Below are 26,062 nucleotides of genomic sequence, written 5' to 3'. Positions count from 1 at the left end.
CGGATCGCGGCCTTTCTGCATGGCGGGGCAAGACGTTTATCGCAGAGGGGGTGGACGCGGCCTTTCCGCGGGTGGAAGTCGCAGCGTTCAATTGGGCAGGAAGCTTCCCTGAAGCGAGACGATATAGTCGTGGATGCGGGTGGTTGCAGGGGTGATCTGGGCATCCTCGCGGCGCAGCAGATACCAGCTGCGCTGGATCGGCAGGCCGATCGCCTGAAGCGCGATCAAGCGGCCCCAGCGCAGTTCCTCGGTGACGGTATGCTGCGAGATGAGCGCGATCCCCAGCCCCGCGATCACAGCCTGTTTGATGGTTTCATTGGTGCCCATCTCGATCATCCGCCACGGCTGGCCGTCTCCGATCCGGTCGAGAAACCGCGACATCAGGATGCGCGTGCCCGAGCCCTCCTCGCGCGCAAGAAACGTCTCGGACAGCAGCTCGTCGGGCATGGCGGGATCCGCCTCGGCCAGCCTGTGCTGGGGCGAGGCGATGATGATGTGGGGATGGGGGCCCAGAGGCTCGGCATGGACCGGCGGGTTGCGCGGCGGCCGGCCCATGATCGCGAGATCAAGCGAGCGCCCGTTCAGCGCGGCGATAATCGCGTCGCGGTTGCCCACGCGGAGCGTCACCTCGATATCGGGAAAAGCCTCGCCCAGAAGCGCGACCAGACCAGGCGCGAAGTATTTTCCCGTAGAGACAACGCCCAGCACCACCGAACCGCTTTGCCCGTTCTGCAGCGCCGAGACGCGGCGCGCGCAGGTTTCCAGCGCCACGGCGATCTGCGCCTCGGCATCGAGAACGGCCTGCCCCTCGGCGGTGGTAACGAAAGCGCCATGTTCGCCTTTTTGCACCAAAGGCCCGCCCATCAGATCCTCCAGCGTGCGGATCTGGCCGTGAATGGCGGGGGGCGAAAGGCCCAGATCATGGGCGGCGGCGGTCAGGGTTCCCTTGGCGACCACGGCGCGCAGGGCGCGCAGTTGCCGCAGCGTCAAGGCGTCGATGCGTGACATTCGGATTTCCTGAATAATGCTTCCGGTTTTTTAAATGTCTCTGAAAACCCCCGCATGTCAACGTTCATCCACAGCATTCGCTTTGGGAGGAGCAGATGACCGGCAGCGCGATCTTCACGACCCGCATTCCCGCCCCACTTCACTGTGTGATGGAGGGGATCGCAGAGGCTGCCGTCGCCCTGTCCCGCGTCATCCGTCAGGGCGAAAAGGGCGGCAAGGCGCTGGGCGCCGAGGTCGGGACCAATGCCGACGGCGACGGCCAGAAGGCGCTGGACGTGCAGGCCGACGGGTTGTTTCTCGAAGCTCTGCGCCGGGCCGGCGTGCGCTGGTACGCCTCGGAAGAGCAGGACGAGGCCGTCGCGCTGAACCCTTCGGGCTGCCTTGCGGTGGCGCTCGATCCGCTGGACGGGTCCAGCAATATCGACACCAATGTTTCGATCGGGACGATTTTTTCGGTCTTCAAGGCGCGCGAGACGGCGGAGGCCTCGTTCCTGCGCCCCGCGACCGAGCAGATCGCGGGCGGCTATATCATCTACGGTCCGCGCACCTGCATGGCGGTGACCTTCGGGAACGGCGTCCAGATGTACACGCTCAACCCCGACAGCGGCCGGTTCGAGCTCGATCGCGACAACCTGACCCTGCCGCGCGAGTCGCGTGAATTCGCGATCAACGCTTCGAATTACCGCCACTGGCCGCAGCCCGTGCGCGCCTATATCGACGATTGCCTCGCCGGAACCGACGGCCCGCGCGAAGCCAATTTCAACATGCGCTGGATCGCGAGCCTTGTCGCGGAAACCCACCGCATCCTGATGCGCGGCGGCATTTTCCTTTACCCCGCGGACGGCCGCAAAGGCTACGAGCACGGCCGTCTGCGCATGCTTTACGAATGCGCCCCCATCGCCTTCCTGATCGAGCAGGCGGGCGGGCGCGCCACCGACGGCTGCGAGCCGATCATGGGCACGAGCCCGGGCCAGTTGCACCAGCGCACGCCCTTTGTCTTCGGCTCGACCGATATGGTCGCCCGCGTTGCCACCTACCACGACCTGCCGGAGACCGAAGTGTCGGCCCTCTTCGGCAACCGCGGCCTGTTTCGGGCCTGAGAGGACGTCATGAGCAAGAAGCATCCCATCATTTCGGTCACGGGTTCCTCGGGGGCGGGGACCACGACGATCAAGAACACGTTCGACCAGATTTTCCGCCGCGAGGGGATTACCTCGGTCGCGATCGAGGGCGACGCCTTCCACCGTTTCGACCGCGCCGGCATGAAGGCCGAGGTCGCGCGCCGCATTGCCGCAGGCGACCAGACCTTCAGCCATTTCAGCCTTGATGCCAACGAACTCAAGCGCCTCGAAGAGGTCTTCCGCAGCTATGGCGCGACCGGCACCGGAAAAAAGCGCCACTATGTCCATGACGACAAAGAGGCCGAAATCTGGGGCGCGGCCCCCGGCACCTTCACCGACTGGTCCGATCTGGCCGCGGGCTCGGACCTGCTGTTCTACGAGGGCCTGCACGGCGCGGTGAAAACCGACGATATCGACATTGCGGGTCAGGCCGATCTCAAGATCGGGGTGGTGCCGGTCATCAACCTCGAATGGACGCAGAAGATCCACCGCGACCGCGCCAGCCGCGGCTATTCGACCGAAGCCGTGACCGACACGATCCTGCGGAGGATGCACGACTATGTGCATGTGATCTGCCCGCAATTCACGGAAACCGACATCAACTTCCAGCGCGTGCCGGTGGTCGATACCTCGAACCCGTTCATTGCGCGCTGGATCCCCACGCCCGACGAAAGCCTTGTCGTCATCCGCTTCAAAAGCCCGCGCGGGATCGATTTCCCCTATCTCACCCAGATGATCGAGGGCTCGTGGATGAGCCGCGCCAATTCGATCGTCATCCCCGGTCCGAAGATGGATCTCGCCATGCAGTTGATCCTGACCCCGCTGGTTGCGCGGATGGTCAGCGAATCCAAGCGCGCCTGAGGAGGATGTGATGAACCAGATGTCCCGTATCGACACCGAGGCCGAACAGAAGATGGCGACCGCCATCCGCGTTCTGGCGATGGATGCGGTCGAGGCCGCGAAATCCGGCCATCCCGGCGCGCCGATGGGGCTCGCGGATGTTGCGGCGGTGCTGTTCAACCGCTTCATCAAGATCGACCCTTCGGACGACACATGGCCCGACCGCGACCGCTTCGTGATGTCGGCGGGACATGGCTCGATGCTGGTCTATGCGGTCAACCATCTGCTGGGCTACGACGATATGGGCATCGACCAGCTGCGCGCCTTCCGCCAGCTCGGCTCGCGTACCGCCGGCCACCCCGAATACGGCCATGCCAAAGGGATCGAGACAACGACCGGCCCGCTTGGGCAGGGGATCACCACAGCGGTCGGCATGGCTTTGGCCGAACGCATGGCGAATGCGCGCTTCGGTGACGATCTGGTCGACCACTTCACCTATGTGCTGGCCGGAGACGGCTGCCTGATGGAGGGCATCAGCCATGAGGCGATCGACTTTGCCGGCCACCAGAAGCTCGGCCGTCTGATCGTCGTCTGGGACGACAACAGCATCACCATCGACGGCGGCACCGGCCTGTCGACCTCGACCGATCAAAAGGCGCGGTTCGCGGCCTCGGGCTGGCATGTGCAGGCGGTGGACGGTCACGACCGCGAGGCGATTGCGGCGGCGATCACGGCCGCGCAGGCCGATCCGCGGCCCTCGATGATCGCGGCCAAGACCGTGATCGGCTTTGGCGCGCCCAACAAACAGGGCAGCCATGATGTGCATGGCGCACCTTTGGGCGCTGATGAAATCGCTGCGGCGCGCGACGCCTTGGGCTGGGCCTATGCGCCCTTCGAGCTGCCCCAAGATGTCGTGGACTCCTGGCGTGCTGTGGCGGCGCGCGGGGCAGAGGCGCGGGCAAACTGGCAAGAGCGGCTGAAAGGCTCCCCCTCGAGGGCCGCTTTCCTTGCCGGATTGTCCGCGCCCGATACTGCCGCTTTGCGCAAGGCTTTTGCGGGCTATATCGACAGCCTGGTCGAGGCGAAGCCCAAAGTCGCGACGCGCAAAGCCTCGGAAATGGTGCTGGAAATCGCCAATGCCACGCTGGCCAATACGATCGGCGGCTCGGCCGATCTGACCGGCTCGAACCTGACGCGGACCAAGGGGATGGACTCGGTCACGCCCGATGACCGCTCGGGCAGCTATATCCACTACGGCATCCGCGAACATGGCATGGCCGCGATCATGAACGGGATCGCGCTGCATGGCGGCTTTATTCCCTACGGCGGCACCTTCCTTGCTTTTGCCGATTATTCGCGGCCCGCGATCCGTCTGGGCGCGCTGATGGGGGTGCCGGTCATCCATGTCATGACCCATGACAGCATCGGTCTGGGCGAGGACGGCCCGACCCATCAGCCGGTCGAACAGGTGGCCTCGCTGCGGGCGATCCCGAACCTCGACGTGTACCGCCCCGCCGATGCTGTCGAAACCGCCGAATCCTGGGAGCTGGCTTTGACGCGCAGCGACGGGCCGTCGCTTCTTTGCTTGTCGCGCCAGAACCTGCCGACCGTGCGGCTGGAAAAAACACGCGAGAACCTGACGCGGCAGGGGGCTTACGTCCTGCGCCCGACCGACGGGCCGCGCGATGTGACGCTGATCGCGACGGGCTCCGAGGTCGAGATCGCCTTGGCCGCCGCCGATCTTCTGGCCGCCCAAGGTCTGCGCGCCGCCGTGGTTTCGGCCCCCAGTTTCGAGCTGTTCGCCCAGCAAGACAAAGCCGCCCGCGCCGCTGTTCTGGGCGATGCCCCCCGTATCGGGATCGAGGCTTTGATCCGGCAGGGCTGGGACGGGCTGATGCTGCGCCCCGAGGACGGATTCATCGGCATGACGGGCTATGGCGCATCCGCGCCGGCCCCCGCGCTTTACGCCCATTTCGGCATCACGGCCCAAGCTGCGGTCGATCTTGCCAAGTCATTGGTAAAAGGAGGAAAATGATGGCGCTGATTACGTTGAGACAGCTTCTCGACCATGCCGCCGAATATAGCTACGGCGTGCCTGCCTTCAATATCAACAATATGGAGCAGGGGCTGGCCATCATGGAGGCCGCCCGCGCCGTCGATGCGCCGGTCATCATGCAGGCCAGCCGCGGGGCCCGCAGCTATGCCAACGACATCATGCTGGCCAAGATGATCGAGGCTTTGGCCGCGATCTATCCGGAAATCCCGCTTTGCATGCATCAGGACCACGGCAATAGCGAAGCGACCTGCATGACCGCGATCCGTCACGGCTTTACCAGCGTGATGATGGACGGCAGCCTGAAAGCCGATGCCAAGACCCCCGCCGATTACGACTATAACGTCGAAATCACCGAGCGCGTCAGCCGCATGGCCCATTGGGTCGGTGCCTCGGTCGAGGGCGAGTTGGGCATCCTCGGAAGCCTCGAAACCGGCGAGGCCGAGGCCGAGGACGGACACGGCGCGACCGGCAAGCTGGACCATAGCCAGCTGCTGACCGATCCCGATCAGGCAGTGGATTTCGTGGCCCGTACCAAGGTCGATGCTTTGGCGATTGCCTGCGGCACCAGCCACGGCGCCTACAAGTTCAGCCGCAAACCCGACGGCGATATCCTTGCGATGAACATCATCGAGGAAATCCACCAGAAGCTGCCCAATACCCATCTGGTGATGCATGGCTCGTCCTCGGTTCCGCAGGAGTTGCAGGACATCATCAACGAATATGGCGGCGAGATGCCCCAGACCTTCGGGGTTCCGGTCGAGGAAATCGTGCGCGGCATCCGTCACGGTGTGCGCAAGGTCAATATCGACACCGATTGCCGCATGGCGATGACCGGCCAGTTCCGCAAGATCGCGACGACGACGCCTGCGGAATTCGATCCGCGCAAATTCCTCAAACCCGCGATGGACGCCATGCGCGACCTTTGCCGCAACCGCTTCGAGGCCTTCGGCACCGCCGGACAGGCCCACAAGATCAAAGCCATCCCGATGGACGAGATGGCCAAACGCTACGCCTCCGGAAAACTTGATCCAGCCATTGCCGCTGCAAAAGCCGCTTGAAAGGAAGGACTGCCATGAACGAGATGAGCAAAACCGAGATCCGCGATACCAAGAAGCGCTATGCTGCGGGCGTGTTGAAATATGCCCAGATGGGTTATTGGGACGGCGATTACCAACCCAAGGACACCGATGTCCTGGCGCTTTTCCGCATCACGCCCCAAGCCGGCGTCGATCCGATCGAGGCAGCCGCGGCTGTGGCGGGCGAGAGCTCGACCGCGACCTGGACCGTGGTCTGGACCGACCGTCTGACGGCTGCCGACCAGTACCGCGCCAAGGCCTATAAGGTCGAGCCGGTGCCCAACCAGCCGGGGCAGTATTTCTGCTATGTCGCCTATGATCTGATCTTGTTCGAAGAGGGCTCGATCGCCAACGTCACAGCCTCGATCATCGGCAACGTCTTCAGCTTCAAGCCGCTGAGCGCGGCGCGCCTCGAAGATATGCGTTTCCCCGTCGCCTATCTGAAAACCTTCAAGGGCGCACCCACCGGCATCGTCGTCGAGCGCGAGCGTCTGGACAAATTCGGCCGCCCGCTTCTGGGGGCGACGACCAAGCCGAAGCTGGGCCTGTCGGGCAAGAACTATGGCCGTGTGGTCTATGAAGGCCTCAAGGGCGGTCTGGATTTCATGAAGGATGACGAGAACATCAACTCGCAGCCCTTCATGCATTGGCGCGACCGCTTCCTGTACTGCATGGAGGCCGTGAACAAGGCATCTGCGGCAACCGGTGAGGTCAAGGGCCACTATCTCAACATCACTGCCGCCACCATGGAAGAGATGTATGCCCGCGCCGAATTCGCCAAGCAGCTTGGCTCGGTCATCGTCATGGTCGACCTGATCGTGGGTTGGACCGCGATCCAGTCGATCAGCAACTGGTGCCGCGACAATGACATGATCCTGCACATGCACCGCGCAGGCCACGGCACCTATACCCGCCAGAAAAACCACGGCATCAGCTTCCGTGTCATCGCGAAATGGCTGCGTATGGCGGGGGTCGACCACCTTCACTGCGGCACGGCCGTCGGCAAGCTGGAAGGCGATCCGATGACGGTGCAGGGCTATTACAACGTCTGTCGCGAGATCCATAACGAGGTTGACCTGCAGCGCGGGATCTTCTTCGAGCAGGACTGGGCCGATCTGAAAAAGGTCATGCCGGTTGCCTCGGGCGGCATCCATGCGGGCCAGATGCACCAGCTGATCGATTTGTTCGGCGATGATGTCGTCTTGCAGTTCGGCGGCGGCACCATCGGCCACCCGATGGGCATTCAGGCCGGTGCGCAAGCCAACCGTGTCGCTTTGGAGGCGATGGTTCTGGCCCGCAACGAAGGCGTCGATATCCGCAACGAGGGTCCCGAGGTTCTGCGCAAGGCCGCGAAATGGTGCAAGCCGCTGGAGGCTGCCTTGGATACCTGGGGCAATATCACCTTCAACTATACCTCGACCGATACTTCGGACTTCGTGCCGACGCCGGGCGTCAGCTGATCGCCTCATTCAGAGAAAGGAAGATACAGAATGCGTATTACCCAAGGTTGCTTTTCCTTCCTGCCCGATCTGGATGATGCCCAGATCACCGCGCAGATCGAGTACATCCTGTCGAAGGATTGGGCCGTCAGCATCGAATATACCGACGAGCCCCATGCACGGAACACCTATTGGGAGATGTGGGGCCATCCCATGTTCGACCTGAGCGACGCCAAAGGCGTGATGATGGATCTGGACGAATGCCGCAAGGCGAATGCCGACGCCTATATCCGCATCAACGCCTTCGACAACCATCGCGGCTGGGAGACGGTGATGATGTCCTTCATCGTCCAACGCCCGAAAAACGAGCCGAGCTTCCGCACATGGCGGCAAGAGGTCGACGGCCGCTCGATGCGCTACACCCATGAAATGGTGAGCTGAGCGCAGATCAAAAGCCGGGGGCTTTCCGCCCCCGGACCCCCGAGGGTATTTTCATGACGAAGAAAGGGCGAGGCCATGGACGGCGATGTGAAGACGGTTCCGACAGTGGTCGATCTCAAGCAGGAATATGAAAGCTCGGGCGTGCGCGAGGTCCTCGACGAGCTGGACCGCGAGCTGATCGGGCTGGCGCCGGTCAAGGAGCGCATCCGCGAGACCGCCGCGCTTTTGCTGGTCGACAAGGCGCGCCGCGATCTGGGCCTGGCTTTCGAGACACCGACCCTGCACATGAGTTTCACCGGCAACCCCGGCACCGGCAAGACCACGGTTGCGCTGAAAATGGCGGGTTTGCTGCACCGTTTGGGCTATGTGCGCAAAGGTCATCTGGTTTCGGTCACGCGCGACGATCTGGTCGGGCAATACATCGGCCATACCGCGCCCAAGACCAAAGAGGTGTTGAAAAAGGCCATGGGTGGCGTCTTGTTCATCGACGAGGCCTACTATCTCTACCGTCCCGACAACGAGCGCGACTACGGGCAGGAGGCGATCGAGATCCTTTTGCAGGTCATGGAAAACAACCGCGACGATCTTGTCGTGATCATGGCGGGCTATGCCGACCGGATGGACCGCTTCTTTTCGGCGAACCCCGGTTTCCGCTCGCGGATCGCGCATCACATTGAATTCCCCGACTATAGCGATCAGGAGCTGGAGCGCATCGCTGCGACCATGCTGGAAAATCAGGGCTATGTTCTGGATGAAGGGGCCAAGGCCGCAATGGCGGAATATGTGCGTTTGCGGCGCGGGCAACCCCATTTTGCCAATGCGCGCTCCATCCGCAATGCGCTGGATCGGGCGCGTCTGCGTCAGGCCAATCGGCTGTTTATGAGCGGGGTGCCGGTTGACGCCGCCGCGCTTTCGACCATATCGGAGCCAGACATTCGTGCGAGCCGCGTTTTCGACGGCGGACTCGACATCGACGGCAGCCGAAGAAAGGACCAGCCATGACATTCGACCGCGCGATAAAGATCGCCCCTTCCATCCTGTCAGCGGATTTCGCGAATTTCGGTCAGGAATGCCAAGCGATCGAAGCGCAGGGGGCGGATTGGGTCCATGTGGATGTGATGGACGGGCATTTCGTGCCCAATATCACCTTCGGTCCCGCGACCTGCAAAGCGATCCGGCCCCATATCAAAGGGGTGATGGACGTCCATCTCATGATCTCTCCGGTCGACAGCTATATCGAGGCATTCGCCGCGGCAGGCAGCGACTTCATCACCGCCCATGTCGAGGCAGGCCCCCATATCCACCGCACGCTTCAGGCGATCCGCGGGGCAGGGGCCAAGGCGGGGCTTGCGCTTAACCCTGGCACGCCTGCGGAAGCGGCGGCGATGTTGCTCGATGATGTCGATCTGATCTGCGTCATGACCGTGAACCCCGGTTTCGGCGGGCAGAAGTTCATTCATAGCCAGGTCGAAAAGGTCCGCACCCTGCGCGCCATGATCGGCGACCGTCCGATACATATCGAGATCGACGGCGGCGTCGATCCGGTGACCGCGCCTTTGGTGGCTGCGGCGGGTGCGGATGTGCTGGTGGCGGGCTCGGCGGTTTTCCGTGGCGGTTCGGTCTCGGATCCCGCGCCTTACGGCGAGAACATCCGCGCGATCCGTGCGGCGGCCGAGGCTGCGGTCTAAGGCTGATCCCGCCTGTTGCTGTGACGAAAAAAGGCAGCCCGAGGGCTGCCTTTTGCGTTCCGGCTTGTGGCCGGCCGGAAGTTAGCTCCGGCCGGAGAGGCTTAGAGGAAGAAATCGCGTGCGCCGAGATTGGCCAGCCCGCTGACGCCGATTTCCATATCCGCCACGCAGTCGCCGTTGACGTCGACGCGGACGACGGTGCCGGTGAGGGTCCAGACCGACCACGCGCCGTTGGCCACAGCGCGGCTGCCGCCCCAAGTGAAGGCCTGGTCGCCGTCGAGGCCGGTGTTGGCGTCGATAGCCGAGAGGTCGATGTTGTCGATACCGGCTTCGAAGTCGTAGATCGTGTCACGGTTGTAACCGACGGCGCTATCCTGAACCGATTTGAAGACAAAGAGGTCCGTCGAGCAATCCCAGAAGCCGGCATACATCTTGTCGCTGCCCAGATCGCCGATGATGGTATCGCCACCCGAACCGCCACGCAGAATGTCGTTGCCGTTCCAGCCGGTCAGTACGTCGTCTCCTGTGCCGCCGTCCAGCGTGTCGTTGCCTTCACCCGCGAGCAGCGTGTCGTTGCCGCGACCGCCCGAGATGTAGTCGTTGCCTGCACCGCCGTCGATCTGGTTGTCGTAGTTGTCGCCCTCAAGGCAGTCGTTGAACGCCGAACCATAGAGGTTTTCGATGCTGATATAGGTATCGCCCGCCGCATCGCCGGTGTTGAAGAAGGTGAAGCCGAGATCGACGGTCACACCACGGCTCGCGGTCGAATAATCGGCATAGTCGCGACCCGCGCCGCCGTTGAGCACGTCCGCGCCCGCGCCGCCGATCAGGCGGTCGTTGCCGTCGCCGCCGTAGAGGTAGTCATTGTCCGCGCCGCCATCGATGCGGTCGTCGCCGTCGCCGCCATAAAGCGTGTCGCGGCCGGCTTCGCCCCAGATATTGTCGTTGCCGATACCGCCATAAACGAGGTCGCTGCCCGCGCCGGCGAAGACCTGATCGTTGCCCGCGCCGGCATCAATCGTGTCGTTCCCGCCAAAGCCGTGGATCTGGTTGTCCTCGTCGCCGCCGACCAGCAGGTTCGCCCAGTCATCGCCGTAAATAATCGTCATAGTTCACACTCCACAAGTCAGAACGAGTTAAAATGAGCAGTGACATACCCCTCGCTGCGCTTATGCGCGATTTGTTTGGGTCTGGGCAATCATTTGCTGCATTAATCTGTGCAGTTGGTTAATTTTTCATCAAATGCGACGGAGTTTGCGGCTTTGCGGTCGCAGTTCCCGTTTATCCGGTGCGCCGCGGCGGGAAATCCGCTTGGGGTATTGCGATTTTTGATCGCCTCGAGGGCGCGCGACCGAGATGAAGCGGCGCGGAATTCGGGTCGCGAACAGGTGCGGCAGGAGCCCAAGGCAGGGCGTGGATTCGGGAGGTGCGAATGGGCATGGCAGGGGGACTTGCAGGATGATCTGCCCGAAAGGCCCGTTGCGACTGTGCGGACTTTGGCTGTGTTTTGGATCCGGATTATACGGATAAGCTGCTGTTTCAGCGACGCGAATCAATTTCATCCGAGCATGCGGCCCGATCGGGCTGGGCAAACTGCGCCGGTCCGGACCGGAAGCCGCCGTCGTGTCCGATTGCCGATCGGCTGGCAGGGCGGGAGGGCGTCCTTTGCTGCCGCGAAAGGGGGGCTCGCGAGAGACCCGCGAGTTGGGCACCGGCTACGCGTGAAGCCAGGCCGGAACGGCTGTGGAAAACGTTCCGTTTTGGCTATGTGAGGGACCAATGCGCTTTGAAACCTTCGTCGGGTTATTAAAAATTTTTAGCGAACCTATCCAAATGGACAGATAGGTTTTGGGGCCGATCACGCGGCTGTTATGGGCGCTTCTTATCGAAAGGTGCGCGCGCAATTGTAACCGGAAGATGAGTTCTCTCGAGTTCTCTAATCCGGAAGGTTAATCGCACTGCCCACCGGTTCCTTGATTCGCGAGGCCTGTTTTACATAACACCGCCCGCTGGCGGGCGGAGCGGTTTCCTTGGCGACGCGCTCCGGCTATCTTGCGCGAAATTGCGGAAAGTAAGCGGATGCCGGATCAATACGCGCCAGTCAGTTTGCGGGGCCGCCTCGGCGCTGCGCTTTATCGCGGCCTGAGCGTGGCGGGGGGCGCTTTGTTGCGGCCGGTGGCGGTGCTCGGCAAGGACGATCTGGCCGAAAGGCTGGCGTTGACGCCGCCGGACGGGGCGGATCAGGAAAATGTGCCCGCGCAACCGGTCTGGCTTCATGGCGCGAGTGTCGGAGAGCTGAATTCGGCACGTCTGCTCGTCGATGCCTTGGCGCGCGAATGGCCGCTTTATCTGACCGCGAACAGCCTGACCGGACGGGCCGCCGCGCGGGGCTGGGGGCAGCGCGCAAGCCTTGCGCCTTTGGATGTGCCTGCGGCGATCACGCGCTTTCTGGCGCAGGTGCGGCCTCTGGTTTCGGTCACGGTCGAGAATGAAATCTGGCCCAATCGCGCCCGCATTCTGGACCGGCAGGGCATTCCGCGCGTCATAGTGGGGGCGCGGATGTCGGTTCGCTCCGCGGAGCGTTGGGCCAAAATGCCGGCGCTGATCGGGCCGGTTCTGGGCGGGATCTCGGTTCTGTCCGCGCAGGACGGCGCGACCGAGGAGCGTCTTTTGCGGTTGGGCCTTCCCGAGGCGGCGCTGACCGGCAAACTCAACCTCAAGTTGCTTGCGCCCGCGAGAATCGTCGCGCGACCTTCGGGCCCGCTGCGCGATGTCACCATTCTCGCGGCCTCGACACATGAGGGCGAAGAAGCGGTCGTACTTGACGCCTATCTCTCGGCGCGGGTGGCGCATCCCGATCTGAGGCTGATCCTCGCGCCGCGCCATCCCGAACGCGGCAACGAGGTTGCGGCGCTGATCGCCGCGCGCGGCCTGAGCTTTGCCCGCCGCACGCAGGGAGCCGGGCCCGGAGATCATCCGGTGTTTCTGGCCGATACTCTGGGCGAGATGGCGCGCTGGTATGATGCGGCGGCGGTCTGTGTGACCGGCGGCTCCTTTACCGATCGCGGCGGCCATACGCCGTGGGAGCCCGCGGCCCATCTTTGCGCGACGCTCCACGGTCCGCATGTCGCGAATTTCGCCGATGATTACGGTGCGCTCGATCAAGCGGAGGCGTCTTTGGCGGTCTCGGCCGAGACCCTCGGTGCGGCTTTGGACGCGCTTGCCGGCGATCGCGCGCGGGTTGCGCGGATGGGGGAGGCGGCGCATGCGCTTCTGCATCACCGCGCCGGAAATCCCGATCCGCTTTTGGCGCGCATTGCCGATCTGGCCCTGCAGCGCACTTGCACCAGCGCCCGATAGTTCCGATATTGGGAACAGAGGTGTTCCCATGATCCGTTACAATCTGCGCTGTGAGCAAGGCCATGATTTTGATGGTTGGTTCCGCTCGTCCGAAGGCTATGACAGCCAGCGTGCGGCGGGGCAGGTGACCTGTACGATCTGTGGTTCGAGCAAAGTCGAAAAGGCGCTGATGGCGCCGGGGGTGGCGACCGCCCATGCCGCCGCGCCCGACCTGCAAAGCCCGCGCAACGAGCGCGAGAAACTCGTCGAAAAGTTGCGCGAGCATGTCGAGAAGAACTCGGACTATGTCGGCATGTCCTTTGCCGCCGAGGCGCGCGCCATGCACGAGGGCCTCAAACCCGAACGCGCGATCCACGGCGAGGCCAAGCCGGAAGAGGCGCGCCAGCTTCTCGCCGAAGGCATTCAGGTCGCGCCCTTGCCCTTCCTGCCGCGCCAAAAGGCGAACTGAGGCAGTCCACGCCACGGAGGACCGCATTCCGCGGGCCCTGTCGGTATGGGGTTTCCCGGATACGGATTCGGGAACGGGCGGCGCCGCAGCATGGCGCATAGACGCAAGAACGCGATCACGATTGTGATCCAAGTTGCGCATTTTCAGGGGAATTCGGTTTGCCGAGGCGCTCTGGAGGTGGGTACCGCCGCCGATGGTGTGTCGTATGGTGTCGCAATGCGCTCCATATAAAATAATATTATCAAATATTTGCATGGGTTTTTAATTCTGATCGGTCGCGATATGTTGCAAGGTGTCGCAACCGATGGTAGCGTTTTTGGTGGGTTGAATGACGGGTTGATACTGCCATGCCAAAGCGCGCCAAAGAACTTTCTGCTATCGAGGTGAAACGCCTTGCCGAGGGTGTTCACCCTGTCGGCGGCGTCGCCGGTTTGTACTTGCAGGTTGTAGGGCAGGGGAAATCTTGGCTCTTGCGCGCGACTGTGGGCGCAAAGCGGCGTGAGATAGGGTTGGGAGCCTATCCCGAGGTTACGCTCGCCAACGCTCGTGAGAAAGCCGCCCACACGCGCGAGATGATCCGGCAGGGAGTTGATCCAGTCGAGCAACGCAAGGCCCTTCGCGCGGAACTGGTAGCGGCGCAAAAGCGCGGGTTGCTGTTTGCTGATGCGGTCGACCTGTTTGCGCCCATCAAGGCGAAGAAACTATCTGCCGGAAAATACCGCGAACAATGGCGTGATAGCCTTGATAAGTATGCTGTGCCCGAACTCGGGAAGATGTTGGTTGGTGACATTTCTCGCGACGATCTGCTGCGGGTCTTGCGTCCGCTGTGGGATGCAAAGACCGTGACCGCTGACAAGCTACGCCGAAAAATTCACGAAGTTTTGGAACATGCTGCTGCCAACGGGCATCGGAGTGGGGACAACCCCGCCCGCTGGGAGGGCAATCTCAAATCTGAGTTTTCAGAAGTGAGTGCTGCCACCGAGAACTATCCGGCATTGCAATTGAAGGACTTGCCGAGGTGGTGGGAAGCTCTCTCTCGCCGCGACGGGATGGGGGCCGCTGCGTTGCGCTTTCAGACGATGACCGCAACTCGGGCGGGTGCGGTCCGCTATATGTCATGGTCCGAGGTTGATTTGCCGGGTCGTGTCTGGACGGTTCAGCCGGGCCGTCAGTCATCAAAGATCAGCCGCCGCGATGGTCCGAGGCGAGTTCCCCTGACAGATGAAATGATCGCGCTACTGGAAGCCTTGCCGAGGCAGGAGCGCAGCGATCTGGTTTTCTGGGCACCACGGGGCGGAGCGCTGTCGGATGCTACATTGGGGAAGGTGATGCGGACGCTGCACGACGCTGACGTGAAGGCTGGGGGCGCTGGTTTCGTGGATGCCAAGACTGGCGAAGCTGCCGTGCCGCACGGGAACCGCAGCGCGTTCAAGGTCTGGGCATCAGAAAAGGCCGGATATGACTGGAATTTGTCGGAGGCCGCGCTCTGGCACAAGCTGGGGAACAAAGTCGAGCAAGCCTATGCTCGGACAGATATGCTGGATCGGCGCAAGGCCATGATGAGTGACTGGTGCCGCTGCTTGCGGGGTGATGTCGCGCCCAAGCTGGTCGCACTGCTCGGTGGCGCGGCGTAATGGGGAGGCGTGGGCACCGCCCTGTCTTGATGCGGGCGACGGATGCAGCCGTTGCTGCCCGGTGGCTTCGCGACGCCGCCATTCCGGCCCTGCGCGCCATGCCGGGCACGATCTTGGGTGGGGGCTATGGCGAAACCATCGTTCGGCTTGAGCAACTGGCCGGGTCGCTGGCCGACACATCGGGCCGCAAGCGCGGCTCGCCAGAGTTTTCGACTCTAATTGAAGTCGCAGACGCTGCTGCTTTCGTACGCGCGGTTTCAGCGTGTCGCCCAGCATGGCCGTTGCGACATTCCCCGGCAATCGTGCGGTTGGCCGTGGCAATGCAGAATGGTGGGAAGGCGAAGCGGCGGGGGCGGCATTCGCTTACCAAGGATGAAGTCGCGTTGCGTGTGGCTGGTGGTATCGCTCTAGATGATCGGCATCGCAAACGTCTCGTCGCAAGGAGACGGCGCGACGCTGCAGGCAGGATATGGGTCACCGAATCATTGGCGCGCGGCGAAACGATTTTGACCTCAACCGTGCCCTTCCCGAAAATCTGACCAAATTAACGCCACTGCCCGTGTGCGGCTGGACGCGGCACCTTGCGATTATCAAATCAAGGGGTGAACCGATGCACTATCTTTCCGTTAAAAAAGTCGCCGAACGCTATGGCGAGAACCCCGCTACGACGTGGCGGCGCGTTCAGAACGATCCCAAATTCCCACGTCCGGTCAAATTGTCGCCGGGCTGTACGCGCTGGAAACTGGCTGATCTTGAAGCGTGGGAACAGACGCTTTCCGCAGCCTGATCCGCCCAATCTGTCGGGATGCAAACGCCCGGCGATCCGAAGACCCCGGGCGGCGCAGATGATAAAGCAGCGTTATGCTATCACACTGCGCTCGCCCCGCAAGCCGTAAGGCAAACAATGAAAATCACAAATCTCGCTGCGCCGTTCATGCGAGCATTCGCGCATCCCGATGTCAGCCGCGTCGCGACCGGCCTGCACGACATCTACTCCGACCACCGCGAGTTCATGACGGATGACGAGCAGAACCGCGCGGTTTGGTCTGCGTCCAGTCTGGAAACGCTGGCGACGAGCTACTGGGCCGATCTAAACGCCCTCGCGGGCCAGCCGTTGCCCGATCCGGGCATCCGCCCGCCGTCGAGCCAAATTCACCCATATTCCAAACGTACACCCGATCTGGACGACATGCTGGGCTTTTACCACAGGTGCCGGGAGTTTCTGGATCGCCTCGAGGTCGCAGTGGAGAAGCGCCGCGCCCGCCGCGCGCTGATCGGGGGCAGGGATGATGATTGACCTGACCCCGCCCGCGTGGATGCGCCAAGACGGCGATCCCGGCCCCGTGCCAGATGATCGCGACTACGGCTTCGATCCGACCACACCATCAAACGTGGTGGCGATGCGGCCTGCTGGGAATGAACCGACAATAGCCCGGGTCGATGCCATTTTGCGTGATGGCCTGCCTGTCGCGCGTGATGCCGCTGGACGTCCGATCCTTGACCCGCGCGATCCCATGCCGACCGCGCGCATGTTGCTGGCCGATAGTTTCACCGCTAGCGGCATGGCGACTATGCGCCACTATCGCGGAACATTCTGGCGCTGGAACGGGGCCAGCTATCGAGATGCGGACGGCGACAGTGTTCAGGCGCGCGTTTGGGACTACCTTGACGGGGCGAAGCGTTTTGGGAAGGAAGGGGAGGAACTGCCATTTCAGCCCACCCGCACCACCGTTGAAAACGTCATCTCGGCGTTCAGGGCGGTTTGCAACCTTCCGGGCGACGTGGAGGCTCCGGCGTGGCTCGATGGTGCGCAGTGTTTGCCCGCCAACGAACTGCTGCCGGTTCAGAATGGTCTGCTCCACCTGCCCAGCGGGCGGCTTTCTGATCCGTCACCCGCATTCTTCACGTTTAGCGCTTCGGGGGTCGCCTTCAACTCGGAAGCGCCTGTGCCGAAGGAATGGTTGCAGTTTCTCAAAATGATCTGGCCGCACGATCCGCAGGCCATTGAAGCCCTGCAAGACATCTTCGGTTATCTGCTGTCGCCTGATACATCGCAGCAGAAAATCCCGCTGATCGTCGGCCCGAAGCGATCCGGCAAAGGCACGATTGCCCGCATCCTGACGGCGCTGCTGGGGCAGAACAGCGTGACCGCGCCGACACTGGCTAGTCTCGCGACGAACTTCGGCCTTGCTCCGTTGATCGGGAAATCAGTCGCAATTATCGGTGATGCACGGCTATCGGGTAAAGCTGATCAATCCGCCATTGCCGAGCGGCTGCTTTCGATCTCTGGCGAAGACAGCATAACCGTTGATCGGAAGTTTCAGGCCGCGTGGACCGGGCGGCTGGGCGTCCGCTTCATCATCATGTCGAACGAGTTGCCCCGCCTCTCTGATGCTTCCGGTGCGCTGGCTTCGCGCTTCCTTGTCCTGACCATGACAAATTCGTTCTATGGAAAAGAGGATCGCGGCCTTGGCAATCGGCTGATGACAGAACTGCCGGGCATCCTGAATTGGGCACGGGCAGGCTATCTGCGCCTTCGGGAACGCGGGTATTTTGTACCACCGGCCAGCGCGCAGGAAGCGGTTGAGGAACTGGAAGCCCTCGGGTCGCCGGTCGCAGCCTTCGTCAAGGATCGGTGCATTGTCGCTGCCGGAGCGCGCGTCTCTTGCGATGACCTCTATGCCGCGTGGCAGGGCTGGTGCGCAGACAATGGGCGGCGTGAAGCTGGCACGGCCCAGAGTTTCGGGCGTGATGTGAGGGCTGCCGTGAATGGGCTGACCGTCACGCGGCCCGGAACCGGAACCGCCAGAACCCGGCATTATGAGGGCATTGCCTTGCAGGGAACCGCGCAAGCCACGTTGCTGGATGAATGGTGATGCGGTGGACATGCCGACGACAAAGGGGCTGGCGCTTACGCATCGGCCCTTTTTCATGCCTGATTACGTCCGCACGTCCGCGTAAGTCCGCGACCTTTCATATATACGCACGCAGGAAGAGGGTAATTTGATGGGTAACACACTGGCGCGGTCGCGGACGTGCGCGGACGTAGATCATGTTTAGCCTCGTTTCATCCTGCGCGGTCGATAATCCTCTTTCTTATCTTGGAGACGCCCGCCCTGATTGCCCTGAAAATCCTGACAATTCGCACCCCGAAGAGAACAATCGCTTCCTCTGCTGCGCCGCCGATCCTCCCTCTGCCGCGCCATATTGCCCAAACCATCGCGCCAGATGCAGCAAGCATCGCCACCGGCACCCAATACCGCCCCGGGGTTGGTGGTGGGCTTGGATCGCGCATCCACTCTCTCAATCGTGAGGGTGGGATAATTTCACTCTGCTTCTCCCTTTCCTTTTGGATTGCCTCTATCTCGCGACGAAGCTTTTCTCTCGATGCATCGCGAGCAGCATCCTCAGCGGCTTGTTTGTTTCGAACCTGCCTCAAGACATCTTGCCAGTCGGTTTCCTGCGCTGTTGCAGGGAGGTGTGCAAAGAAAGAAAACGCTACCGCAGCCGCTATCGATCTAAAGCAAAACTGTTTCATCAAACCCCTCACTGGCAGAATGGCAATCAGCCTCCTGTGATGCACTCACGGCCTGCCGCGTGGGTCAATCCGTTTCGGAAACCTTCAGCCCGATTGATCTGCCGGTTATCCTGACTGCACCGCTCGCGACCACACCCTGATACTTAGCCGCGCAGCCACGCAATCGGCCTCCCGGAGCATTCACCTCATCGACCACCAATCCCCATCAGCGGGCCGCGCAGCGCCCCTGCGCTACTAGCGGGCGTGTTGACGATTTATCAACAGTATCAAATTGTTGACATAGATTAGTTATAGTATAACATAACTTGAATATTAGCGGGATGTATTCAAGTGAGCGATCAAGAGAACGGGCATGGTGGGGCGAGAGAAGGCGCTGGGCGAAAGCCGGGCCGTCCATCTTTGCGCCGCGCTGCGCAAGCAATTGTCGAGGTTGAGGAAGCATTTCCCGGCTGGTCGCCGGTTCTCCATCTTGCCGCCGTCGCAAATGATGAGACGCTGCCAGCCGAGGTGCGGCTCGATGCAGCAAAAGCCGCCGCTCCATTCCTTCATTCCCGCCCAAAGCCGGTCGAGATGGAACCCGATGCGCTGGTTGATCTGGAACGCCGGTTGATGGCTGCAAAGATCGAAGAAACCGCAAAGGCGATCAAAGCTGATGATGGCCTAGCGGTCAGGCTCGCACGCGCCAAGTCCAGATTGCTGGCTGAGGATGTCGCCGAAGTCTTCGACGCTCTAGCCGAGGCTGCGGTAACCGTCGCACCTGCCGGAACGAGTTTCGCCGAGGAAGTCGCAGCAGCCAAGCGCCCCGCGCCATCCGCACCGCGCCGCCCGATCGCCCTGCCTGCGCCCGAACCGGTCGAACCCGCTGCCCCGGCACTGCCGATCCTGCCGCGCCCGGAACCGCGCCAATTTTCGGGTGACTGGTCCGCCCCGCACAATGATTGGCCGGAACGTCAGGCGTTCGTGGATGGGGGCAGTTTTGAAAATGATCCATATGACCGTGACCCGCTCGGGTTTCTGGCTAACCGTTGAAAGGACAAGACGTGAAACCAACCTCCCAGATAATCGACGGCCAGATTGCCGTTGTTGACCTCAACCTCAATTCCCTGCGCGGCCATGCCGAAGCGTTGTCACTGGACGCCGTGACCGGCAAAAAGGCCGCTGCTGAAGAACTGGCCCGCATCAAGTCAGAAATCGCGGGCCTTGTCGCTGACCGCGAGGTACTTGAAGCGGCCCGCCGTCGCGCGCTGATCTTGGAAGCGGATGCTGTCGAAGATGACCAAATTGAAGCCCGCCGCGCGGCCCGTGCCGAAGCCAGCGCCGCCGTGATGCGCCTTCTTGATGCAGCCCGCCGAGCGGATACTCTTGCCGCCGAATGGCAGGCGGTCGCGCGCGAGATGGCCGAAGCCGAAGCCGAAGCTCGTGATGCAGCCCGCCGCGCAGGTGGCATCCTTGTGGATACCCGCGTTGGGCAACGCGGGGTAGTCGCCCATGCGTCTGACCGACTTACCCGGACGGCGCACGGGGGCATAAAGGCCAATCCGATGCGGTCGGCATCTGAGTTTGTGGCCGTTGGCTGGCGCGAACTGCTTCAGGAGGACGTTGAAAATGTCTGATATCGCCAGCCTGTTGTTCCCTTCGGAAAGCCCAATCAAGCCCGCACCGCCCGCCCAACAGGGCCAGCAGGACGATAAGGCCGACGCCGCCGCGCTGCTGTTCGCGACCGACGATCCCGCCCTAGCGCCCACCCTGCGCCCCGAAGCTGCCCGTGACGGGTTCACCACCGAAGCCGCACCCGACCCCGCTGCCGCCGTCGCTGACATTCTCACACCGTGGGCGGACGGCTTGCAAGCCGAAGGCGCAACCGAACGCGCCGATGAAATGCGTGATGTCTCCGAAGCCTTGGCGGCAGATTTCCGGGAAAGCGGCCTGTCCCCCGAGGATACCGGCGAAATCATGGGACTGGCTCGCGAAGCGCTGGGGAACATCATCATGCCGGGGGTGCCTGTATCCGATGAACGGCTGGCAGACATGCGCGCCGACGCTGAGGTCTATATTGCCGAAAACCAGATCAGCCCCGACGACATCGGGTTGGCCCAGCGTCTTGTTCGCGATCTCGACGCCAAGACGGGCGGTAAGGTGTCTACCTATCTGATCGACACCGGCATGGGAAATGACCCACGCGCAATTCAGCGCGCCGTGGAAATTGCCAAGCGGCGGTATCACTGATGCTGGATGCAGGCAATGGCCTGCGCTGCCCTTGCTGCTCGGGTGGCACTGCCGATCTGGCGGCGCTGGATACCATGATTTGGGATTTGATCCAGTGGCGAGGGCTGTCCGAGAACGCGGAAAGCGTCCTGCGCGCCGCTTGGGCAGGCGCAGGCCGTCCTGTGACCGCCGCAGCAATTTTCGATGAGATTTATCGGTTCGATATCGACGGTGGGCCGACGCTGGCGGCAATGTATGCCGCGCTCCGAGCAGCCATCGCCGAGTTGACCGAGAAGCTGGATGGCACCGGCATTTCGGTGATCCGTCAGGGCCAGCGCGATGGCTGGCGGGTGGTCATGTCGCCAGGTGATGGGGCTTTTGTGGAGGTGCGCCACCTCATTGTTTAGCCGTGCGGGGCGGGCGGCGGCTTGATGTCGTCGCACTTTGTCGCGATCAAGCGCTTTTGAGATGGTGGGATGTTTGGCGGGTTGATTGCAAGTAGCTGATATTTTCTTGGCTAAATCAGTCACTTACGCCAGCAATTGGAGGTGGGTACCGGAATCGAACCGGTCTTCACGGATTTGCAATCCGGTGCGTAACCTCTCCGCCAACCCACCGCCTTGCCGGTTTGCTAGGGGTTTCCCGCAGCGGGGTCAAGGGGGTTCTCGGTCCGGTCGTCACTTTCGCGGCGAGGCCGGTTTCCCTTCCTTGGCGTGACGGGCATGAACGTGATTGGTCCAAGCAAGTCCGAACAGGCCGGTCGAGGAAACGACACGGCCTGCCTGTCTTCCTGCTGTCTTTGCGTTACCGTCTGCTCAACTCCGCAGGGGTGTCGGGCAGGCGGCGGCGAGAGGGGACGGGAAGGGCGCTCGAGCGCTTCTGTTACTGGACCTTGACCATCATGAGATCGGTGCTGTCCGGATTCTCTCCAAGCGCGCGGATATGCGTGTCGGTGATGAAGAGCAGCTTGTCCTGATCGGTCACACGGGCTTGCAGGGCGTAGCTATGGCCCTCGGTGATCTTCGACGGGTCGTAGGAGAGCGTGTAGGGGATGGGGACGCTGCCCGACGGGGTGAACTCGGTTTCGGCGATCGTGGTCGAGGGGGCGTCGGCCAGCGACACATCGACGAGGGAAACCTTGACCTTGGCGCTCGGCGGAAGGGCGATCCTTTCGCGATAGGCGACGGTGCCGCTGATCGTTTTCAAATCGCTTTCCTTTGTCGCGGAATCCTCGCATGCGGCCAGCGTGAAAACGGCAGCCGCCGCGAGCGTGGAATAGGCGAGGCGTCGAAGCATGGTGGTCTGTCTTTCTGTTGCAGGTCTGTGTGACGGGCGGTCTGTGGCATGACCGCTCTTTGGCCACGTCCCGAGCCTAACGCCGGAACGCGAATAAACCATCCGATATCAAGCGAAAGTTATCATCTTTGACGGGATGCGCGCGGGGCGCAGACTGCGCATGGCGGGGGCGCGCGCGGCGCATTTTTCTGGCCGCGACACATGCCTGATCGCGGCCTTTGCGACACGGGTCCCGCAAGCCGCGCAAGTTCCTTTCGTGGCCAAGTCGATGTCCCCTTGCGGTTTCGCCATGCGGCCCCTAGAACGCTGGCCGTAAATCATGGGCTACTGGGGGCAAGGAATGCCGCTTCTGGTGATGAAATTCGGTGGCACTTCGGTCGCCGATCTGGACCGCATCAAAAACGCCGCGCAAAAAGTGCAGCGTGAAGTCGAACGCGGTTACGACGTCATCGTCATCGTCAGCGCAATGTCGGGCAAGACCAACGAGTTGGTCGGCTGGGTCGAACAGACTTCGCCTATGTTCGATGCGCGCGAATATGACGCTGTCGTTGCTTCGGGTGAAAACGTGACGGCGGGGCTGATGGCCCTTCGCTTGCAGGAAATGGGGATCCCCGCGCGCAGCTGGCAAGGCTGGCAGGTGCCGATCCACACGACCGCACAGCATTCGTCGGCGCGTTTCGTCGATATTCCGCGCACCAATCTGGATGCGAAATTCGCCGAAGGCATGCGTGTCGCGGTGGTTGCAGGCTTCCAGGGTCTGTCGCCCGAGGGCCGCATCACGACGCTTGGCCGCGGTGGCTCGGACACGACTGCCGTGGCTTTTGCCGCCGCATTCGATGCCGAACGCTGCGATATCTATACCGATGTCGACGGGATCTATACGACCGATCCCCGCATCACCTCCAAGGCGCGCAAACTCGAAAAGATCGCCTTCGAGGAAATGCTCGAACTTGCCAGCCTCGGCGCGAAGGTCCTCCAGACCCGCTCGGTCGAACTGGCCATGCGCAATAAAGTTCGCCTGCGCGTGCTATCCTCTTTCGAGGAAACCGACGAGAATTCGGGCACGCTGGTCTGCGATGAGGATGAAATCATGGAATCGAAAGTCATCAACGGTGTTGCCTATTCGCGCGAAGAGGCCAAGCTGACGCTGGTCACCGTCGAGGATAAACCGGGCATTTCGGCCGCGATCTTCGCGCCTCTGGCCGAGGCCGGCGTCAACGTCGACATGATTGTCCAGAACATCTCGGAAAAGGATTACGAGGATCACCCCGGTTCGGTGACCGACATGACCTTCTCCTGCCCGGTCAATCAGGTCGCGCGCGCCCGTCAGGCCATGGAAGAGGCGAAAGCCGCCGGCCATATCGCCTATGACGAGCTGATCGTCGACAGCGAAGTCGCCAAGGTTTCGGTCGTCGGCATCGGGATGCGCAGCCATACCGGCGTTGCCGCGCGCATGTTCAAGGCACTTGCCGACGAGAACGTCAACATCAAGGTCATCTCGACATCCGAGATCAAGATTTCGGTGCTGATCGAGCGCAAGTATATGGAACTTGCCGTGCAGGCGCTGCATGATGCATTCGAACTCGACAAGGCCTGATCTGCGGGCCTGATCTACAGGCGAGGTAGTATGGCCGGACGCAATGACAGCGACTCGCGCAAACTGCTCAAGCGGTTGCGCGAGACACTTGCAGCACCGGGTGGTGGTCAGGATCGTCTTGACAACATCACCCACCACATTGCGGATTCGATGGGGACCGAGGTCTGCTCGATCTATCTCTTCCGTGATGCCGAAACGCTGGAGCTTTGTGCGACCGAGGGCCTCAAGCCGGAATCGGTCCACAAGACCCGCCTGCGTCTGGGCGAGGGGCTGGTCGGGCGTGTCGCCCGTAACGCCCGCCCGATCAATACCGCCAATGCCCCTGCCGAACCCGGTTTCCGCTATATGCCCGAGACCGGCGAAGAGGTTTTCCCCAGTTTCCTCGGCGTGCCGATCCAGCGCGTCGGCGAGAAGCTTGGCGTTCTGGTCGTCCAGTCGCGCGAGGCGCAGCCCTTTACCGAAGACGACATCTACGGTCTCGAAGTCGTCGCGATGGTTCTGGCCGAGATGGCCGAGCTGGGCGCCTTCCTCGACCAGCAATCCGACAACCCGCAGATGCAGCACCGCTTCCCGATCGTCATTCGCGGCACTTCGGGGCAGGAAGGCGCGGCCGAGGGGCGGGTCTGGCTGCACGAGCCGCGCGTCGTCATCACCAATCCGGTAGGCGATGATCCGCAAAAGGAGCGCGCCCGCCTGATCGAGGCCGTGGCCATGCTGCGCAGCAATGTCGATGCCATGCTTTCGGCGACCGATGCGGCGGGCAAGGAATATACCGAGGTCATGGAGGCCTACCGCATGTTCGCCCATTCGCGCAGCTGGCTGCGCCGGATGGAGGAGGACATCGATCTCGGCCTGTCCGCCGAGGCCGCGGTGGAGAAAGAGCAATCCCTCGCGCGCGCGCGGCTCGAAAGCGCGGCCGATGCCTATCTGCGCGAGCGGCTCCATGATCTGGACGACCTCTCGAACCGCCTTTTGCGCATTCTGACGGGGCAGGGGCGCGATACCGGCGCGGAGATGCCGGAAAATCCGATCCTGATCGCGCGCAATATCGGGCCTGCCGAACTGCTCGATTACGGCCGCAAGCTCAAGGGCGTGGTGCTCGAGGAAGGCTCTGTCGGCAGCCATGCCGCGATTGTCGCGCGCTCGCTGGCCATTCCGCTGATCATCCATGCCGGACGCATCACCTCCGAGGCACTCAACGGCGATCCGATCCTGATCGACGGCGATATGGGCATCGTCCATCTGCGCCCCGAGGAAACCATCGCTGCCGCTTTCCGCGACAAGATCGCCATGCAGGCCGAGGCGCAGAAGCGCTATGCCGGCCTGCGCGATCTGCCGGCGGAATCGCTCTGCGGTGCGCGCATCCAGCTTTACATGAATGCCGGTCTGATGGCGGACCTGCCGAGCATGCAAAGCTCGGGTGCTGAAGGCGTCGGCCTTTTCCGCACCGAGCTGCAGTTCCTGACCCGCACCCATTTCCCGCGCCGGAGCGAGCTTGCGACGCTGTATTCGCATGTCCTCGACAGCGCTTTGGGCAAGCCGGTGATGTTCCGCACGCTCGATATCGGCTCGGACAAGGTGCTTCCCTATATGAAGCCCAATGACGAGCCCAACCCAGCGATGGGCTGGCGTGCGATCCGTGTCGGGCTCGACAAGCGCGGCGTGCTCAAGATGCAGTTGCAGGCGCTGATCCGCGCTGCTGCCGACCGTCCGCTCTACGTCATGTTCCCCTTCGTGACCGAAATGCCGGAATTTGAAGAGGCCCATCGCGTCTTGATGGAATCTATCGCGCGCGAGCAGCGTCTGGGCCATCCCATGCCGAGCGACATCCGCGTCGGCGCGATGATCGAGACGCCCTCGATGGCCTATGCGCCCAAGAAGTTCTTCGAGATGTGCGATTTCATCTCGATCGGAGGCAACGACCTCAAACAGTTCTTCTTTGCCGCCGACCGCGAGAACGAACGCGTGCGCCGCCGCTACGACACGCTCAGCGCCTCCTATCTCACGCTTCTGGACCTGATCCGGCAGCGGTGCGACGAGGCGCGCGTGCCTGTGTCCTTCTGTGGCGAGGATGCGGGCCGGCCGATCGAAGCGGTGACTTTCGCGGCCTTGGGCTTTCGCCGGCTCTCGATGCGTCCGGCCTCGATCGGGCCGGTCAAGCATCTGATCCGGCGCGTCAATCTGGCCGAGCTGCGCAAGGTCATCGACGAGGCCTGCGAGCAGGGCGTGACCAATCTGCGCCGACCGATCACGGAATGGATCGCGCGCCAGTAAGCGTGCCATAAGCCTGCCGTGAGCGGGGCTTTGCCGTGGCG

Annotated in this window: 25 protein-coding genes and 1 tRNA gene; 21 read left to right on the top strand and 5 right to left on the bottom strand. The window is 62.3% G+C overall.

Going from position 1 to position 26,062, the window contains the following annotated elements; all coding sequences use genetic code 11:
• Positions 1-87: 87 nt before the first annotated feature.
• Positions 88-1,008 carry a LysR family regulator CbbR gene (gene cbbR / locus ACFFUC_RS07215; RefSeq protein WP_377684888.1) on the bottom strand — a complete coding sequence of 307 codons (921 nt, stop codon included), beginning with the start codon at positions 1,006-1,008 and terminating at the stop codon, positions 88-90.
• 95 nt (positions 1,009-1,103) lie between these two features.
• Between cbbR and ACFFUC_RS07210 the strand changes: the two genes are divergently transcribed.
• The 8 genes from ACFFUC_RS07210 (at position 1,104) to rpe (ending at position 9,669) form a co-directional block, all read left to right on the top strand.
• Positions 1,104-2,108 carry a class 1 fructose-bisphosphatase gene (locus ACFFUC_RS07210; RefSeq protein ID WP_377684886.1) on the top strand — a complete coding sequence of 335 codons (1,005 nt, stop codon included), beginning with the start codon at positions 1,104-1,106 and terminating at the stop codon, positions 2,106-2,108.
• Between the two features lie 9 nt (positions 2,109-2,117).
• The gene (locus ACFFUC_RS07205; RefSeq protein ID WP_377684885.1) at positions 2,118-2,990 is read left to right on the top strand and encodes a phosphoribulokinase; all 873 of its coding nucleotides are present in this window, start codon (positions 2,118-2,120) and stop codon (positions 2,988-2,990) included.
• Positions 2,991-3,000: 10 nt separating this feature from the next.
• On the top strand, positions 3,001-5,004 hold the full coding sequence (tkt, locus tag ACFFUC_RS07200; protein ID WP_377684884.1) for a transketolase: 2,004 nt from the start codon (positions 3,001-3,003) through the stop codon (positions 5,002-5,004).
• On the top strand, positions 5,004-6,083 hold the full coding sequence (gene fba / locus ACFFUC_RS07195) for a class II fructose-bisphosphate aldolase (protein WP_377684882.1): 1,080 nt from the start codon (positions 5,004-5,006) through the stop codon (positions 6,081-6,083). The genes tkt and fba overlap by 1 nt, the downstream gene beginning before the upstream one ends.
• Positions 6,084-6,097: 14 nt before the next feature.
• On the top strand, positions 6,098-7,561 hold the full coding sequence (locus tag ACFFUC_RS07190) for a form I ribulose bisphosphate carboxylase large subunit (protein WP_377684880.1): 1,464 nt from the start codon (positions 6,098-6,100) through the stop codon (positions 7,559-7,561).
• 30 nt (positions 7,562-7,591) lie between these two features.
• A complete protein-coding gene (locus ACFFUC_RS07185) occupies positions 7,592-7,981 on the top strand; it encodes a ribulose bisphosphate carboxylase small subunit (protein ID WP_377684878.1) in 390 nt (129 codons plus the stop codon).
• Positions 7,982-8,056: 75 nt separating this feature from the next.
• Complete coding sequence (cbbX, locus tag ACFFUC_RS07180) at positions 8,057-8,983, top strand: CbbX protein (protein ID WP_377684876.1); 927 nt, start codon at positions 8,057-8,059, stop codon at positions 8,981-8,983.
• A complete protein-coding gene (rpe, locus tag ACFFUC_RS07175; protein ID WP_377684874.1) occupies positions 8,980-9,669 on the top strand; it encodes a ribulose-phosphate 3-epimerase in 690 nt (229 codons plus the stop codon). Before cbbX ends, rpe begins: the two co-directional genes overlap by 4 nt.
• 101 nt (positions 9,670-9,770) lie before the next feature.
• Here the strand turns inward: rpe and ACFFUC_RS07170 are convergent, their stop codons facing one another.
• On the bottom strand, positions 9,771-10,778 hold the full coding sequence (locus tag ACFFUC_RS07170) for a calcium-binding protein (protein ID WP_377684872.1): 1,008 nt from the start codon (positions 10,776-10,778) through the stop codon (positions 9,771-9,773).
• Positions 10,779-11,748: 970 nt separating this feature from the next.
• On the opposite strand from ACFFUC_RS07170, the gene ACFFUC_RS07165 reads away from it, so the two are divergent.
• From ACFFUC_RS07165 to ACFFUC_RS07135, 7 genes are all read left to right on the top strand, one after another.
• Entirely contained in the window at positions 11,749-13,029 is a 1,281-nt protein-coding gene (locus ACFFUC_RS07165) for a 3-deoxy-D-manno-octulosonic acid transferase (RefSeq protein WP_377684870.1), read from the top strand.
• A 28-nt stretch (positions 13,030-13,057) separates the two neighbouring features.
• Positions 13,058-13,477, top strand: coding sequence for a DUF1178 family protein (locus tag ACFFUC_RS07160; protein ID WP_377684869.1), 420 nt, complete (start codon positions 13,058-13,060; stop codon positions 13,475-13,477).
• A gap of 347 nt (positions 13,478-13,824) precedes the next feature.
• Positions 13,825-15,111, top strand: coding sequence for a tyrosine-type recombinase/integrase (locus ACFFUC_RS07155; protein WP_377684867.1), 1,287 nt, complete (start codon positions 13,825-13,827; stop codon positions 15,109-15,111).
• Positions 15,112-15,140: 29 nt separating this feature from the next.
• Positions 15,141-15,650, top strand: coding sequence for a hypothetical protein (locus ACFFUC_RS07150; protein ID WP_377684866.1), 510 nt, complete (start codon positions 15,141-15,143; stop codon positions 15,648-15,650).
• 71 nt (positions 15,651-15,721) lie between these two features.
• Positions 15,722-15,898 (top strand): helix-turn-helix transcriptional regulator, encoded by a 177-nt coding sequence (locus ACFFUC_RS07145; protein WP_377684864.1) that lies wholly within the window; start codon positions 15,722-15,724, stop codon positions 15,896-15,898.
• Positions 15,899-16,015: 117 nt separating this feature from the next.
• The gene (locus ACFFUC_RS07140; RefSeq protein WP_377684862.1) at positions 16,016-16,408 is read left to right on the top strand and encodes a hypothetical protein; all 393 of its coding nucleotides are present in this window, start codon (positions 16,016-16,018) and stop codon (positions 16,406-16,408) included.
• A complete protein-coding gene (locus ACFFUC_RS07135) occupies positions 16,398-17,987 on the top strand; it encodes a DNA primase family protein (protein ID WP_377684860.1) in 1,590 nt (529 codons plus the stop codon). The genes ACFFUC_RS07140 and ACFFUC_RS07135 overlap by 11 nt, the downstream gene beginning before the upstream one ends.
• A 191-nt stretch (positions 17,988-18,178) precedes the next feature.
• Here ACFFUC_RS07135 and ACFFUC_RS07130 read toward each other — a convergent pair whose 3' ends face one another.
• On the bottom strand, positions 18,179-18,649 hold the full coding sequence (locus ACFFUC_RS07130; RefSeq protein WP_377684858.1) for a GAT domain-containing protein: 471 nt from the start codon (positions 18,647-18,649) through the stop codon (positions 18,179-18,181).
• Positions 18,650-18,979: 330 nt separating this feature from the next.
• Between ACFFUC_RS07130 and ACFFUC_RS07125 the strand changes: the two genes are divergently transcribed.
• The 4 genes from ACFFUC_RS07125 to ACFFUC_RS07110 are packed head-to-tail and all read left to right on the top strand — an operon-like array spanning position 18,980 to position 21,261.
• On the top strand, positions 18,980-19,678 hold the full coding sequence (locus tag ACFFUC_RS07125) for a hypothetical protein (protein ID WP_377684857.1): 699 nt from the start codon (positions 18,980-18,982) through the stop codon (positions 19,676-19,678).
• 11 nt (positions 19,679-19,689) lie between these two features.
• Positions 19,690-20,262, top strand: coding sequence for a hypothetical protein (locus tag ACFFUC_RS07120; RefSeq protein ID WP_377684855.1), 573 nt, complete (start codon positions 19,690-19,692; stop codon positions 20,260-20,262).
• Entirely contained in the window at positions 20,255-20,875 is a 621-nt protein-coding gene (locus ACFFUC_RS07115) for a hypothetical protein (protein WP_377684854.1), read from the top strand. Before ACFFUC_RS07120 ends, ACFFUC_RS07115 begins: the two co-directional genes overlap by 8 nt.
• The gene (locus tag ACFFUC_RS07110) at positions 20,875-21,261 is read left to right on the top strand and encodes a hypothetical protein (RefSeq protein ID WP_377684852.1); all 387 of its coding nucleotides are present in this window, start codon (positions 20,875-20,877) and stop codon (positions 21,259-21,261) included. Before ACFFUC_RS07115 ends, ACFFUC_RS07110 begins: the two co-directional genes overlap by 1 nt.
• A gap of 136 nt (positions 21,262-21,397) precedes the next feature.
• Here ACFFUC_RS07110 and ACFFUC_RS07105 read toward each other — a convergent pair.
• Positions 21,398-21,471 (bottom strand) — tRNA-Cys (locus tag ACFFUC_RS07105).
• A 265-nt stretch (positions 21,472-21,736) separates the two neighbouring features.
• The gene (locus ACFFUC_RS07100) at positions 21,737-22,150 is read right to left on the bottom strand and encodes a YbaY family lipoprotein (protein WP_377684850.1); all 414 of its coding nucleotides are present in this window, start codon (positions 22,148-22,150) and stop codon (positions 21,737-21,739) included.
• Between the two features lie 340 nt (positions 22,151-22,490).
• On the opposite strand from ACFFUC_RS07100, the gene ACFFUC_RS07095 reads away from it, so the two are divergent.
• Both ACFFUC_RS07095 and ptsP read left to right on the top strand, forming a co-directional pair.
• Entirely contained in the window at positions 22,491-23,747 is a 1,257-nt protein-coding gene (locus ACFFUC_RS07095) for an aspartate kinase (protein WP_377684848.1), read from the top strand.
• A 30-nt stretch (positions 23,748-23,777) separates the two neighbouring features.
• Entirely contained in the window at positions 23,778-26,021 is a 2,244-nt protein-coding gene (ptsP, locus tag ACFFUC_RS07090) for a phosphoenolpyruvate--protein phosphotransferase (protein ID WP_377684846.1), read from the top strand.
• The last annotated feature ends 41 nt before the right edge of the window (positions 26,022-26,062 follow it).

Origin of the sequence: Paracoccus cavernae (assembly GCF_042430175.1) — a bacterium.
In the GTDB taxonomy this organism is placed as follows: Bacteria; Pseudomonadota; Alphaproteobacteria; order Rhodobacterales; family Rhodobacteraceae; genus Paracoccus; species Paracoccus cavernae.
This window is presented reverse-complemented; position numbering and strand designations above follow the sequence as displayed.

What these genes read in the sequence shown, in the direction of transcription:
- ACFFUC_RS07095 (WP_377684848.1), top strand. Translation starts at nt 22,491, where the DNA reads ATGCCGCTTCTGGTGATGAAATTCGGTGGCACTTCGGTCGCCGATCTG.
- ptsP (WP_377684846.1), top strand. Translation starts at nt 23,778, where the DNA reads ATGGCCGGACGCAATGACAGCGACTCGCGCAAACTGCTCAAGCGGTTG.
- cbbR (WP_377684888.1), bottom strand. Translation starts at nt 1,008, where the DNA reads ATGTCACGCATCGACGCCTTGACGCTGCGGCAACTGCGCGCCCTGCGC.
- tkt (WP_377684884.1), top strand. Translation starts at nt 3,001, where the DNA reads ATGAACCAGATGTCCCGTATCGACACCGAGGCCGAACAGAAGATGGCG.
- ACFFUC_RS07100 (WP_377684850.1), bottom strand. Translation starts at nt 22,150, where the DNA reads ATGCTTCGACGCCTCGCCTATTCCACGCTCGCGGCGGCTGCCGTTTTC.
- ACFFUC_RS07140 (WP_377684862.1), top strand. Translation starts at nt 16,016, where the DNA reads ATGAAAATCACAAATCTCGCTGCGCCGTTCATGCGAGCATTCGCGCAT.
- ACFFUC_RS07185 (WP_377684878.1), top strand. Translation starts at nt 7,592, where the DNA reads ATGCGTATTACCCAAGGTTGCTTTTCCTTCCTGCCCGATCTGGATGAT.
- ACFFUC_RS07205 (WP_377684885.1), top strand. Translation starts at nt 2,118, where the DNA reads ATGAGCAAGAAGCATCCCATCATTTCGGTCACGGGTTCCTCGGGGGCG.
- rpe (WP_377684874.1), top strand. Translation starts at nt 8,980, where the DNA reads ATGACATTCGACCGCGCGATAAAGATCGCCCCTTCCATCCTGTCAGCG.
- ACFFUC_RS07190 (WP_377684880.1), top strand. Translation starts at nt 6,098, where the DNA reads ATGAACGAGATGAGCAAAACCGAGATCCGCGATACCAAGAAGCGCTAT.
- ACFFUC_RS07170 (WP_377684872.1), bottom strand. Translation starts at nt 10,778, where the DNA reads ATGACGATTATTTACGGCGATGACTGGGCGAACCTGCTGGTCGGCGGC.
- ACFFUC_RS07155 (WP_377684867.1), top strand. Translation starts at nt 13,825, where the DNA reads ATGCCAAAGCGCGCCAAAGAACTTTCTGCTATCGAGGTGAAACGCCTT.
- ACFFUC_RS07110 (WP_377684852.1), top strand. Translation starts at nt 20,875, where the DNA reads ATGCTGGATGCAGGCAATGGCCTGCGCTGCCCTTGCTGCTCGGGTGGC.
- ACFFUC_RS07165 (WP_377684870.1), top strand. Translation starts at nt 11,749, where the DNA reads ATGCCGGATCAATACGCGCCAGTCAGTTTGCGGGGCCGCCTCGGCGCT.
- ACFFUC_RS07145 (WP_377684864.1), top strand. Translation starts at nt 15,722, where the DNA reads ATGCACTATCTTTCCGTTAAAAAAGTCGCCGAACGCTATGGCGAGAAC.
- ACFFUC_RS07160 (WP_377684869.1), top strand. Translation starts at nt 13,058, where the DNA reads ATGATCCGTTACAATCTGCGCTGTGAGCAAGGCCATGATTTTGATGGT.
- ACFFUC_RS07135 (WP_377684860.1), top strand. Translation starts at nt 16,398, where the DNA reads ATGATGATTGACCTGACCCCGCCCGCGTGGATGCGCCAAGACGGCGAT.
- ACFFUC_RS07115 (WP_377684854.1), top strand. Translation starts at nt 20,255, where the DNA reads ATGTCTGATATCGCCAGCCTGTTGTTCCCTTCGGAAAGCCCAATCAAG.
- ACFFUC_RS07210 (WP_377684886.1), top strand. Translation starts at nt 1,104, where the DNA reads ATGACCGGCAGCGCGATCTTCACGACCCGCATTCCCGCCCCACTTCAC.
- cbbX (WP_377684876.1), top strand. Translation starts at nt 8,057, where the DNA reads ATGGACGGCGATGTGAAGACGGTTCCGACAGTGGTCGATCTCAAGCAG.
- ACFFUC_RS07150 (WP_377684866.1), top strand. Translation starts at nt 15,141, where the DNA reads ATGCGGGCGACGGATGCAGCCGTTGCTGCCCGGTGGCTTCGCGACGCC.
- fba (WP_377684882.1), top strand. Translation starts at nt 5,004, where the DNA reads ATGGCGCTGATTACGTTGAGACAGCTTCTCGACCATGCCGCCGAATAT.
- ACFFUC_RS07130 (WP_377684858.1), bottom strand. Translation starts at nt 18,649, where the DNA reads ATGAAACAGTTTTGCTTTAGATCGATAGCGGCTGCGGTAGCGTTTTCT.